9 protein-coding genes are annotated in these 12,252 nt (G+C 67.3%); 5 read left to right on the forward strand and 4 right to left on the reverse strand.

The genetic code is table 11. From position 1 onward, the window contains the following. Positions 1-18 precede the first annotated feature (18 nt). The 5 genes from AHIS1636_RS14005 to AHIS1636_RS14025 all read left to right on the forward strand — a co-directional run bounded on the left by AHIS1636_RS14005 (position 19) and on the right by AHIS1636_RS14025 (position 5,187). Positions 19-678 (forward strand): hypothetical protein, encoded by a 660-nt coding sequence (locus AHIS1636_RS14005; protein ID WP_264796452.1) that lies wholly within the window; start codon positions 19-21, stop codon positions 676-678. Then, a complete protein-coding gene (locus AHIS1636_RS14010) occupies positions 671-2,383 on the forward strand; it encodes a multicopper oxidase domain-containing protein (protein ID WP_264796453.1) in 1,713 nt (570 codons plus the stop codon). The genes AHIS1636_RS14005 and AHIS1636_RS14010 overlap by 8 nt, the downstream gene beginning before the upstream one ends. Then, entirely contained in the window at positions 2,380-4,146 is a 1,767-nt protein-coding gene (locus AHIS1636_RS14015) for a multicopper oxidase domain-containing protein (protein ID WP_264796454.1), read from the forward strand. Before AHIS1636_RS14010 ends, AHIS1636_RS14015 begins: the two co-directional genes overlap by 4 nt. Positions 4,147-4,220: 74 nt before the next feature. Continuing rightward, positions 4,221-4,520, forward strand: a complete 300-nt coding sequence (locus AHIS1636_RS14020; protein WP_264796455.1) for a type II toxin-antitoxin system VapB family antitoxin — start codon at positions 4,221-4,223, stop codon at positions 4,518-4,520. Continuing rightward, positions 4,513-5,187, forward strand: a complete 675-nt coding sequence (locus tag AHIS1636_RS14025; RefSeq protein WP_264796456.1) for a LytR C-terminal domain-containing protein — start codon at positions 4,513-4,515, stop codon at positions 5,185-5,187. The genes AHIS1636_RS14020 and AHIS1636_RS14025 overlap by 8 nt, the downstream gene beginning before the upstream one ends. Positions 5,188-5,191: 4 nt before the next feature. On the opposite strand, the gene AHIS1636_RS14030 is transcribed toward AHIS1636_RS14025, so the two are convergent. The 4 genes from AHIS1636_RS14030 to AHIS1636_RS14045 all read right to left on the reverse strand — a co-directional run bounded on the left by AHIS1636_RS14030 (position 5,192) and on the right by AHIS1636_RS14045 (position 12,083). Next, positions 5,192-7,975 (reverse strand): cation-translocating P-type ATPase, encoded by a 2,784-nt coding sequence (locus AHIS1636_RS14030; RefSeq protein WP_264796457.1) that lies wholly within the window; start codon positions 7,973-7,975, stop codon positions 5,192-5,194. An 84-nt stretch (positions 7,976-8,059) separates the two neighbouring features. After that, complete coding sequence (gene ppk2, locus AHIS1636_RS14035; protein ID WP_264796458.1) at positions 8,060-8,893, reverse strand: polyphosphate kinase 2; 834 nt, start codon at positions 8,891-8,893, stop codon at positions 8,060-8,062. Between the two features lie 95 nt (positions 8,894-8,988). Further along, entirely contained in the window at positions 8,989-9,408 is a 420-nt protein-coding gene (locus AHIS1636_RS14040) for a hypothetical protein (protein WP_264796459.1), read from the reverse strand. 95 nt (positions 9,409-9,503) lie between these two features. After that, complete coding sequence (locus AHIS1636_RS14045; protein ID WP_264796460.1) at positions 9,504-12,083, reverse strand: helix-turn-helix transcriptional regulator; 2,580 nt, start codon at positions 12,081-12,083, stop codon at positions 9,504-9,506. Between the last annotated feature and the right edge of the window lie 169 nt (positions 12,084-12,252).

Genomic DNA, 12,252 nt, shown 5'->3' on the forward strand with positions numbered 1-12,252 from the left:
CGTATTGGGGATACGACGATGATGACAGTAGTTGGGGAACAGACTGTCGCGTCGGACCCGGTTGAACCAGACGAGGTTCCAACCGGGCTCACGCGACGGGTATTCGGGATGTTAATGGGCGTCGGCGTGGCCGGGATTGTCGGCGGCGGAAGCCTGATCGCGGCCGGACAGCAGGCCAATAACGACGGCGGCGTGTCCCGCGGCGAGGGCGTCTGGACTTCCTTCGGCAGCGTCCGGATCAGCGCGGCGGAACGGCAGGCCCGCAATCCGCAGGGAACCGCGGCCGGCAGCTCCGCCGCGAATTCGCATGGCGGACACGGCGGCCACGGGGTAGCCAGCACCACGGCACAGCCCTTCAACCTGACCTGGGGCGACCACATGATGGTCGAGCTCGAGGTCCACAACGGCCTGGACCGCAAGGTGCTCTTCTCGCCGGGGCAGCTGCGGCTGAAGGTCGGCGCGGAGGGACCGACGGTGACCAACCGGGGCCCGGGCACCGGCAAGGGCGCGCTCGAGCCGGGCTCCACCTCGCACTTCTGGATCAGCTTCCTGGTCCCGTCCGATGCGCGGGGCGTTTCCGCCGAGTTCACCGACCCCTGGTCGGACGGCGGCCCGCTGGCCCTGGCACTGCCGGAAGTGCTGCAGCGGCCGGGCTGGCTGGAGGCCGACCATGGATGAGCGCAGCGCCAACCTGAACAACCCGAACGACAACCTGGATGAGGGCACTATGGGGGACGAAGCGACGGACGCGGCGGTCAGCCGCTGGGGCTTCGTCAAGTACGGCGCGATAGCCGGGCTCGGGGCGCTCGCGCTCGCCGGCGGCCAGCAGCCGGCCCACGCCCAGCCTGCGGCGACGCCGGAGCCGGAGGCTGATACCGGGACCGAAGCCAAGGATGCCGCCGGCACCGCCACGGAAACCGGGGACCCTTCGGGAACCGGGGCAGGGACCGGGACGGCGACGGATTCCGAGTCCGGCTCCGGGACTGACGCCGGCACGGAGACCGAAGTCGATACCGAAACTGAGACCGAAACCGAAGCTGAGACCGAAACCGAAGCTGAGACCGAAACCGAAACCGAGACTGAGGCCGAGTCTGAATCCGAGTCGGAGACTGACTCGAAGGCAGCCCGCGAAAGTTCGGACGAGCCCGTCCTCGACGTCTACATCAACGAGGGCTACCTGAAGATGGTGGACGATTCGCTCGTCTACCACCGCGGTTTCGGAGACCGTCCTACAGAGAAGAACGACGCCGATCCAAGCCTGGCCATCAAGCCGCGCGTCTTCCTCAAGGACGGGGACCTGGTGGCGAGCCGGGTCTATCCCGTCGGGGCGCCGGAACCGCCGCATGGGACTCCCGAGCCTAAGGGGCCGGATTCACGCAACCCGGGGCAGTACCTGATCCACCGTGCTTATTGGGGCAGCTTTATGCCGGAGCGGGTGATCGTGGCGGAGAAGGGCTCCACCATCCGGCTGCGCGTGCACAACCGCCTGGCCAAGGAGCACGAGCTGGCCATCCACGGCGCCGGGGACGACGGCGAGGACGCCACCACCGGGAAGATCGCGCCGGGGGAGAACGTCCTCCTGGAGCTGGACGCACCCGATCCGGGCGTCTATATCTACAGCGATCCGGGGAACCAGCCGGTGGAACGGACCCTCGGGCTCTACGGCGCACTGGTCGTCATGGACTCGTCGGATCCCTGGTGCATCGCGCCGGGGCTGGCCGAGTTCGAGCGGCAATGGGTCTGGCTCGCGCACGCGGTGGACCCGGTCTGGGCGAACATCGAGGCCAAGGGCGGCACCGTCAATCCCGCCACCCAGCGGGCCGTGCCGCGCTACTTCACGCTCAACGGGCGCAGCGGCTACGAGTCCATGGGCATGACCCGGGACGAGGAGTTGAACCGGGCGTCGGACGAAGAGACGACCATCTCCGGCTACCCGCGGCAGTTCGAGGTCCGCGAGTTCGGCGAGGGCTCCGAGGCCGGTTCGCTGCGCGGCGGGCAGCTGGTGCGGATGGTCAACTGCGGGATCGTGTTCCACCAGATGCACTTCCACGGCAACCACCTCTGGACGGTCCGCTGCGACAACGAGGACTGGAAGCGCAGCGAGGGCTACGTCGACGAGGACGGCTACCTCTGCTTCCAGCAGTGGGAGGACGTCATCCGGCTCAAGGGCATGGAAGTCAAGGAATCCATCATCCCGATCAAGCGGCCGCCGGACGCCATCGACCAGGTGTGGAACGCGCGGAATTCCGACTGGGGCTATCCCATGCACTGCCACTCCGAATCGTCCCAGACCGCGGCCGGCGGCATGTATCCGGGCGGACTTACCGCCCACTGGATTATCAAGGCACCGTTCAAGGGACCGTACAAGGGGGCAGGATCATGATCGAGTCGTTGCTGCCGGGCAAGCTGACTGCCCGGCAGAAGAAGGAAGCAGAGCGCAAGAAGAAGGAAGCCCTGGCCCGCAAAAAGAGGGAGGCCGAGGCCAAGCGCAAGCGCGAGGCGGAGGCCAGGAAACGGGCCGAGTCGCGGCGCCGCCACGAGGAGGCCATGCGCCGCGCCGCCGAAGACCGACGCAAGCGGGAGGCCGCGGCGAAGAAGCGGCGGGAGGCCGAGGCCAAGCGCAGGCGCGAGGAGGAGGCCCGGCGCAAGGCCGCGGCGGAGGCCAAGCGCCGGCGCGAAGAGGAAGAGCGGCGGAAGCGGGAAGAGGCGGCCCGGAAGCGCCGCGAGGAGGCCGAGGCGAACCAGCCCAAGCCGCCGTCGCCCTCGCCGTCGCCCGTCGTCACTCCGCCGCCGGTCGTGCCGAATCCCGGCGGGAGCACGGATCCCGATCCGACGCCGACGGAAACTGCCGCGCCGGAGCCGACCGATCCGACGTCGTCCCCGGACCCGGTTGAGACCACGGTCCCGGACCCGGTCGGGACCACGGATCCCGACCCGACGCCCCCTGATACCTCCGAGCCGGAGCCGACCGATCCGCCGTCGTCCCCGGACCCGGTGGACACCACGCCCCCGGACCCGGTGGACCCCGTGGAACCGGAGGAGGAGGCCCGGCACCGCTTCGACAGCCAGGTCGACTTCAGCTCCAACCAGAACGAGCTGGAGAACCCGGTCACCGAGTTCAAGCAGACGCCGGACCTGTTCGTGGACCTCTCCTTTTACGGCACGGACCTGCGGTTCGACGACGGCGCCGAAGTGGAGATGTGGAGCTTCGAGACCGCGGACCAGCGCAAGAACTTCCCGGGCCCGCTGATCCGGCCGAAGGAAGGCCAGATCTTCCAGGCGCACTTCAAGCCGAGCAAGGGCAACCACACCATCCACTGGCACGGCATGGAACCGGATCCGCGCAACGACGGCGTCGGGCACACCTCGTTCGAGATCGCCGGCGAGTACACCTACCAGTGGCAGCCGGAGAAGGGCCGGCCGGGCGACCCGAACTGGGGCACCGCCGGCACGTACTTCTACCACTGCCACGTCAACACCACGCTGCACGTCCAGATGGGCATGTTCGGGCCGCTGATCATCGACCCGATCGTGCACGAGGACTACCCGGTCAGCCCGGGCGCGCGGCGGGCCTTCGTGGACGGGCCGGAGTATGACATCGACACCGAGACCCTGCTGGTGCCGTACTCGATGGCCACCCGGTGGCACGGCATGAACCATGCGGCCGGGCTCTCCGGCGAGGACGCGGGGCTCAACCACTTCGAGCCGAACCACTTCTACCTCCTGGGCGGCGAACTCGCGCGCCGGCCCGGCGGCAAGGAGACGGTCTGGAGCCTGAAGTCGCTGCGCGCCAACGTCAAGGGCGGAAGCAGGAAACGAACCCTGCTGCGCCTGCTGAACGCCAACTACCTCCCCACGGTGCTGCGCTTCCAGGACTCCTGGGGCAAGCCGGTGCCGATGGCCGAGGTCATCGCGCACGACGGCCGGCCCTTCCGCGACACGTCGAAACCGGGCGAGCCCTCGCTGCCGTGCGGCGAGGCGGGGTACCCGATGAAGACCAGCATCCTGCGCTCCGGCTCGGCCGAACGCTGGGACGTGCTGCTGGACCCGCCGTCCGCGGGGGAGTACCAGGTGGTCGTCGAGTTCCGCCACTGGATCACGGACGAGATCGTGGGAAGCCGGACGGTGAGGCTGGTTGCCTCGTAACCATTTGGGTAACGACGGCGGCACGCGCCGAGCGGCGAGTTCCGTTCGGCGCGTGCTTTCCCTACGCTGGTCTGGTGATCTTCAAAGCCGTGGGCGACAGCCGCCCCTACCCTGACCATGGATACAACAGCCCGCGGGACTGGGCCAATGTTCCGCCGCGCCAGGTACGGCTGGATGAGCTCATCACCACCAAGAGCACCTTGGACCTGGCCGCACTGCTGGCCGAGGACTCCACGTTCTTCGGGGACCTCTTCCCGCACGTCGTCCAGTGGCACGGCGAGCTCTACCTCGAGGACGGCCTGCACCGCGCCGTCCGGACCGCCCTCCACCAGCGCGCGCTGCTCCACGCCCGCGTGCTCGTGATCAATGACTGAGACCGGCGGGCAGCCGCCCCGCCCCAAGCGCAAGCCGAAGGACATCCTGCGGTTCCGCGGCGACCGGATCATCACCGAGGATGACCTGGACCGGACCTTCCCGGAGGACGACGAAGAGAGCCAGTACGGGGACCGCCGCCGGCACATCTTCCACGGCGCCGTCCTGGTGTTCCTGGTCGCCCTGCTGGTGGCCGCGGTGCTGGCCGCGCTCGCCGTGATGCGCGGGGACCTGGTCATCCCGGGCTGGGAGGCACGGCAGGTCGACGCCGGACCCAAGGGCTGCCCGACCGGGATCTACGACTATCCGGACAACAAGTCCTTCACGCTCAACGTCTACAACGGCACCCGGCTCGAGGGGCTCGCGGGCCAGGCCGCCGAAGCGTTCAAGGACCGCGGCTACAAGATCGGCAAGGTCGAATCCGTGGACCTCATCCGTCCGGGCACCGTCGCCATCATCGTGTCCGGGCCGGCCGGGGAGGCCGCCGCCTTCAACCTGCAGCGGAACCTCAAGGGCACCAGTTACAAGCCGGACACGCGAGGGGACAACAGCGTGGACCTGCTGGTCGGCACGGGCTTCAAGGAACTGGTGCCCGAGGAACTGGTGGACCAGACGCCGGGCTCGATCAGCTGCCCGCTGCTCACGCCGAAGCCGGCTGCAGGCGGGTAGCCCGTCAGGTGAGCGGCCGGGGCACCGGGCGGATGGTGCCGCCGCCGACCACCTCGGTGACGGGCAGTTCGGCGGCGCTCCGGCGGCGGGCCTGGCTGCGGCGGATGGCCTTGTCCAGTTCGACGACGATGGGCACGATCAGCGCCAGGCCGAGGCAGGCCAGCCACTGGCCCCCGGTCAGCGACGTGGTCAGCAGGAGGTTCTGCAGGAAGCCGATTTCCACCGCTGCGACCGTGAAGAGCACCGGGACGGAAAGGATCTTCAGCGCGCTGATGATCGGAGCCCGAAGGCCGGATTCCGGGTCGCGCCGCTTGGCCAGGCTGCCCAGGATCGAGCTCAGCGACAGCACAACGAACGCCATCGTCAGCGGGACGTTGGGTTCGGTGGCGCTCATCGGGCCCGGGGCCAGCAGCAGGGCTGCCAGGGTCACCGCGAACCCAACCACGCCATAGACCAGCCACTGGGTGACGGCGCCCGCGTTCGTGATCGGTTCCTTGGTGTTCCGCGGCGGCCGTGCCATCAGGTCCGGGGCCGGGGGATCGGTCATGATGACCATCACCGGGAAGATGGTGATGAAGAAGTTGATGAAGAGCACCATCGTCGGCGAGAGCGCGACGCCCTGGTTGATGTTGAAGATGCTCGCGGTCAGGAACAGGAGCACCAGCGCGAACAGCGCCGACATCTGGTAGCGGACAAAGGAAACGATCTTGTCGTAGATGCTGCGGCCCAGCCGGATGGCGGAGACCAGGGTGCCGAAGTTGTCGTCCGTGAGGATCATGTTGCCGGCCTGCTTGGTTACCTCGCTTCCGGAGCCCATCGCCACGCCGACGTCGGCCTGTTTCAGCGCGGCGGCATCGTTCACGGCGTCGCCGGTCATTGCAACGACGTCGCCGCCCTGCTGCATGAGCCGGGCGAGCCGCAGCTTGTCCTGGGGCGTCACCCTCCCGAAGACGTGGAGGTCGGGCAGCGCGCCGGCGAGCTCTTCGTCGGACATCGCCTGGATCTCAGCGCCGCTGACGGCGCCCGGGCCCAGCTTGAGCTCGGCCCCGATGGCGGCCGCGGTGATCGCATGGTCACCGGTGATCATCCGTACATCGATCCCCGCTTCGTGGGCCGTGCGCACGGCCTCTGCGGCCTCCGCCCGCAGCGGGTCGATGATGCCGACCATGCCCACGAAGATCAGTTCCTCCACGAACCGCATCGGCTCCGCGCTCACCTGGGCCTCCTGGCCATCCAGGTATCTGGCGGCGAAGGCCAGGACGCGCAGCCCCTTGCGGGACAGCGACTCGTTGGCTTCCATGATGTCGCTTCGGACGCTCTCGATGTCGACGGGCCCGTCGGGCAGCATGGCTTGGGTGCACCTGGCCAGGACCACGTCCGGGCCGCCCTTGACCAGCCCGACGAAGTGCGGTCCGTCCGGGAAATCGAGGTGGTGGAAGGTCGCCATGAATTTGTAGGCGGAGTCGAAGGGAACCTCCGCGACGCGCGGATACGAACGGCGGGTCGTCTCGGCTTCGGCGCCCATCTTTGCGGCGAGCACCACCAGCGCGGCTTCCGTCGGGTCGCCGATGATCTCGCCGGTGTCCGACACCGTGGCGTCACTGTCCAGGCACAAACCGTAGGCCAGCTGGGTGAAGTCGGGCACGGGTGAGCCGGCCTTTTGCCGGATGGCGCCGGTCTTGGCATAGCCCTCGCCCTGCACGCTGTACCAGTTGCCCCGGAAGTACAGCTCGCGCACCATCATCTGGTTCATCGTCAGGGTGCCGGTCTTGTCGGAGTTGATCGCGCTCGTGGCACCGAGGGTCTCGACGTCGCTGAGATTCTTGACGACGGCCTTGTGTTCGGCGAGCTGCTTGGCCCCGTAGGCCAGCATGGCCTGGACGAACGTCGGCATGCCTGTCGGAATGGCCGCGATCGCCATCGACATGCCCACCAGCAGGACTGTCCCGAGCGCCTGCCCGCGGATGACGCCGATGGCGATGATGATGATTACCGCAGACCAGGCGATGATGCCAATCACCTTGGTGAGTCCGTCAAGCTCCCGCTGCAGCGGGGACTTGCCGGGATCGACCGTCGAGAGCATCGAAGCGATCTTGCCCATTTCGGTCTGCATGCCGGTTGCGGTGACGACCATCGTCGCCGTCCCGCGCGTCACGGCGGTGTTCTGGAAGACCATGTTGGTCCGGTCGCCGAGGCCGGCATCGGGCACCCGCAGCGTTTCGGGATCCTTGGCGATCGGGGCGCTTTCGCCCGTAAGCGCGGCCTCCTGGGTTTCCAGGGTGGCCGACCTCAGCAGCCGGCCGTCCGCGGGCACCAGGTCGCCGGCTTCGAGGTTGACGATGTCGCCCGGGACGAGCTCGGTCGCGTCTACCTGGAGGAGCGATCCACCCCTAGTGACGCGGGCCTGCGGAATCTGCATCTTGGCCAGGGCGTCAACGCTGGCGCGGGCCTTCAGTTCCTGCTGGGTCCCGAGGACGAGGTTGAGCACCACGAGCACGGCAACGACGATGCCGACCGGGATCTGGTTGATGAGCAGGCTGACCACGACGACGCCCACGAGCATCAGGTTCATGGGGTCCCGCAGCAGCCGCAGCGCCACCTTCCAAGCCGAAGGAGGCCGCTCGGAGGCGATCGCGTTGGGTCCGTACCGCGCCCGCCGCTGGTCAACTTCAGCGGCCGCGAGCCCCAGCTGCTCGTCCGTTTCCAGCCTGGAGACCACGGCACTGGAGTCTTGTGTATACCAGGACTCGGAGGCAGCCGGTCCGGGCGATGCTTCCTGGATTGCCATGTCGGTGGCCCTTACTATTGCGCGGCCTGCGGTCGCATGGGTTCAAGGAGTCCGCCGGACTCGTGGCCGGCACGACGGCGGTGGTCAGTAGGCGGCCGGAACCTCGCGGGGAAGGTACGTCGGCTCCTGGTAGCCGTTCGGTGCCTGCCGCTTCGGCAGCTTGACATCGGGGCTCTTGAGCGGCTCATACGGGATCTGGCTCAGGATGTGGCTGATGATGTTGAGCCGCCCGCGCTTTTTGTCGTTGGTGTCGGCGATATGCCACGGCGCCCAGGCGGTATCGGTAGCCCGGAACATGTCGTCCCGGGCGCGCGAGTAGTCGTACCAGCGGCTGTAGGACTTCAGGTCCATGTCCGAAAGCTTCCAGTACTTGCGCGGGTCGTCGATCCGGCTCTGCAACCGCTCGGTCTGCTGCTCGGCCGTGACCTCCAGCCAGTACTTCAGCAGGAGGATTCCCGACTCCACCATGGCCCGCTCGAACGCCGGAACGATCTCGAGGAACTTCTTTGACTGCTCGTCGGTGCAGAAGCCCATGACCCGCTCCACCCCGGCCCGGTTGTACCAGCTCCGGTCGAAGATGACGATCTCGCCCGCTGCCGGGAAATGCGGCACATACCGCTGGATGTACATCTGCGATTTTTCGCGCTCGGTCGGTGTCGGCAGGGCCACCACGCGGAACACGCGGGGGCTGACGCGTTCAGTGATGGTCTTGATCACCCCGCCTTTGCCGGCGGTGTCCCGGCCCTCGAAGACGATGATGATCTTGGCGCCGGCTCTCTTTGTCCACTCCTGGACGGCCACGAGCTCGCCCTGCAGCGGCTTGAGGAGTTGCTCGAAGTCCCGCCGTTTCATGGCGCCGGTCTCAGCCGGGCCTCCGTTGGACTGGCTGCTCCCGGCCTTGCTCTTGTTTTTAGCCATAACAGAGAATCTTCCGCTTGCGCCCCAGGCCTGCCGCTGGGCCGGCCGGCCTTGCGATCCGGCTCATTAGCGCGGAAACAGGGCGCCTGGTCCCGTCACTTGCAGTTGAGCTCGCTTGCCACGTCATCGCGCGCGCTCTGGACATCGGCCGCTTCGTTCTTCAGGCTGTCCGCGGCCTGCTGCAGCGTGGCGTCGTCGGGAATGTCCTTGACGGCCTTGTCCAGCCCGTCCCAGGCATCATCGAGAGCCTTGATCCGGTCCTGGGCGACGTCCTCGGCCGAGTCCACCAGCGCGTCATGGGTCTTCTCGACTTCATCGCGCGCTGCCTTAACCTCGTCTATCGTGGCGTCCGGGGACAGACTTTCCCGGAAGCTCGTCAGGGCTGCGCCGAAGGCGGCTGCATCCGTGCAAGCCTTCGATACGTCCTCCTGGGGGCTGCTGCTGCAGCCCGTAAGCAGCACGAGGGCTGTCCCGAGCGCGGCTGCTCCGGCAAGAATCGGTGTTGTCCTCGACATGGGAGACTCCTCTCAGGGATGGACCGTAGCTAACGCCGGCGGCCGCCTGACATTGGCAGGCACTGCCATTGTGGACCGCGCCGGGTAGCCGTGCCTCATCCGTTGACGGTGAAATCGTAGTGGCCGTCCTTGGCTCTGGAGTCCGTGCCTTCGAACAGGCCGCGCTCCACCGCAATGGTCAGGGCCTCGCGCCGGCCGGACGCGCCGAGCTTGCGGTAGATCGACCGCTGGTGGGTCTTGACTGTGTTGACCGAAACGTAGAGCGCCTCGGCCATTTCGGCGGCCGTCATCATGGAACGCATGTAGGCGAGGACCTCAAGTTCCCGTTCCGTCAGGTCCCAGTACGAACGCGTGTGGTGGGCGTGGTCCTGCACCTGCGGTGCTGTCCGGGCTGCGATGAATGCCTGATGGCTGGTGCCCCAGGCGGTGTGCTGGACGAGCAGTTCGGCGAGGTCGCCGCGCCGTTCCGCAAAGGGGCGAACGATGGACTGAGGCTCGGCACGATTCAGTGCATGCTCTATGCGTTCGTGGGTAGCCGCTGTTTCGCCGCGGGCATGGGCCAGGAGCGCCTCGGTGAGTGAAACACTGGTGTCGACGAATGAGGCACGACGGCGGTTCGCCAACGATTCAACGCAGCGTTGGGCAGCGGTGGCCTCGCCTCCACGGCGAAGGAGTTCCGCCAGGAAGGCATCCACGAGCGGCGGGTTCCCGCCCGGGCCAAAGGACCGGGCGATCCGGATGGCCGTGTCAGGATCCCCCTTGGCTTCGGCAACTTTCGCCAGCGCAAGGGTCCGGAAAGCGCTCAACGGCCCCTGGAACAGGCCACGGCCGTCAACCGCGTCCAGGATCGCGTTGGACTCGGCAAGATGGGCCGGATTGCCGGTGGCACAGTCGACAAGGACCTGGTAGATGAGCGCCAGCGGACCAAAGGGGAAGAGGCGCGTGCCGGACCGTAGCGCCGCGGCAAGGTATGCGCGCGCTTTCGGGAGCTCATCCTTCCAATAGCAGCTGATCCCGCGGGCAAGCCAGACCGAAGCCAGCTGTTCAGGAGATCTCCACTCCAGTACCGCGGCGCGCTCCAGCGCGTGTACCCCCTGGTCGTCGGCTTCCCGCAAATCACCGGACGAGACCAGCGCCAACGCCAATCCGGCAGCGGCGCAGACCTCTATGATTTCGAGATGGTTGGCCCGCCCGGCAGCCATCGCCTCCTCCAGCAGGGAGACCGCCACCGGCCCACCTTCGAGCAGCCGCATTTCAGCCTGTCCCAAGAGGAAGAGGCCCGTCGAATGCGGCGCCGGATGGCTGTCCGCCGTCTCCAAAAGCGAGCGGCCCTTCCCGGCGGCGGCAACCAGGTCCGGCCTGCCCTCCATCAGGAAGAGTTCGAAGAGTCCCAGGTTGATTTCGGCGCGGCGTCGGCGGAATGGAGCCAATGCCGGAAGTCCCGCCAGCCCGCGCTTTTTCAGCTCCGGCGCCGAAGAGCTGTCGCCGGCACGATGGCGGCACGCCCACCTGATCATGAGTATTTCGGGGTCTTCGCTCCAACCCGCAGGAAGTCCAAGGCACAGGTGCTCCAGGGTCCGTGTGTCATTGCGCAGCACGAACTCCAGCCAGTGTTCCCCGAGCGAAGTGACCGCTCGCGAGGGATCGTTACCGCGCAGTGCCTCGGCCACACAGAGCCTGACGTCGCTGTCCTGGTAATGCCTGGCGGCTACGCGGTGGAGCCGTTCCGCGAGCAGGGGATCCCGCCGCTCGAGTATTGCGCGGCACTGGGCCGCGAAGAGCGAAGACCAGTGGTAATGGGATTCTCCGCGGCAACTGTCTTCCTCGATGAAGAGGACGCTCCGGCGGCATTCCTGGAGCAGCAGACTGCCGCCTGGCCGGCCGTACAGTTCGGCGGCCAGCCGGCTGTCAAGCCGGTCGCACGTCGTGGCGCGGAGGACAAAATCGGCCAGCGGGGGCCGCAGCTGGCCCAGGACTTCCTCGGCGACGTAGTCCGCAAGAGGGACCCTCGCCGGTACGGCATTCCCGCGTTCGTCGGGCGGGCAATCGGCACGCACCGGAGCGGCGAGTATTTCATGCACTACGATCGGCCAGCCTGCTGTCGCCTGCCTAAGGCCTTCTGCATCGGCCCCGTCCTGCCCCAGCGAGGAAGCCACGCGCTCTATTTCATTGGGGGTGAAGGCGAGATCCCCGGCCTGGACCTCTCCCACGCCTTCCGCGCGGCGCAGCCTCTCCAGCCGGATCGACGGATAGCAGCGGCCCGAGAGGACGAGCCGCAGGGTAGGAGGCGCACGCTCGGCAAGTACCGAGACGATTCCGTGCGCCAGTTCGGGCTCGGCCATCTGGAGGTCGTCGATGACGAGGATGATGGGTTCCGATAAATGCTCGAGGGCATTGAGCACAAGGTCGTAGGACTCAGCCGGATCCTCCGCGAGGACGCGCTCCAGGGACAACAGCGCGCTGCCTTCAGAGCGGGAAACGCTCCTTGCCGCCGATTGGAGGGCCGATACCACCCCATGGAACAACCTGGAGGGCCGCCCATCGAACTGATCGAGGGACAACCAGGCGGAGGGCAGGCCGGTGGCGTGCATCCAATCAGCCAGCAGTGTGGTTTTGCCGTAGCCGGCAGGAGCGACGACGAGAGTCAGCCGGTGGGCCGCCGTGGACGCGGACAAGGCAGCCTCTAAACGCGGACGCTCCAGCGCATCCGCATTCGGTTTAGGTGGTCGGATTTTGGCCTGCGGGCAAGACACGTCCGCAGAGGACGAAATCTCTCTCACGTGCGCCATGTTAGGCGTGCCTAAGCGGCCCGGCAATGCTCCGTCTGGGGGGGTGTCCCTATGG

Origin of the sequence: Arthrobacter mangrovi (assembly GCF_026011795.1) — a bacterium.
Classification (GTDB): Bacteria; Actinomycetota; Actinomycetes; order Actinomycetales; family Micrococcaceae; genus Crystallibacter; species Crystallibacter mangrovi.

What these genes read in the sequence shown, in the direction of transcription:
- AHIS1636_RS14030 (WP_264796457.1), bottom strand. Translation starts at nt 7,975, where the DNA reads ATGGCAATCCAGGAAGCATCGCCCGGACCGGCTGCCTCCGAGTCCTGG.
- AHIS1636_RS14010 (WP_264796453.1), top strand. Translation starts at nt 671, where the DNA reads ATGGATGAGCGCAGCGCCAACCTGAACAACCCGAACGACAACCTGGAT.
- AHIS1636_RS14040 (WP_264796459.1), bottom strand. Translation starts at nt 9,408, where the DNA reads ATGTCGAGGACAACACCGATTCTTGCCGGAGCAGCCGCGCTCGGGACA.
- AHIS1636_RS14005 (WP_264796452.1), top strand. Translation starts at nt 19, where the DNA reads ATGATGACAGTAGTTGGGGAACAGACTGTCGCGTCGGACCCGGTTGAA.
- ppk2 (WP_264796458.1), bottom strand. Translation starts at nt 8,893, where the DNA reads ATGGCTAAAAACAAGAGCAAGGCCGGGAGCAGCCAGTCCAACGGAGGC.
- AHIS1636_RS14025 (WP_264796456.1), top strand. Translation starts at nt 4,513, where the DNA reads ATGACTGAGACCGGCGGGCAGCCGCCCCGCCCCAAGCGCAAGCCGAAG.
- AHIS1636_RS14015 (WP_264796454.1), top strand. Translation starts at nt 2,380, where the DNA reads ATGATCGAGTCGTTGCTGCCGGGCAAGCTGACTGCCCGGCAGAAGAAG.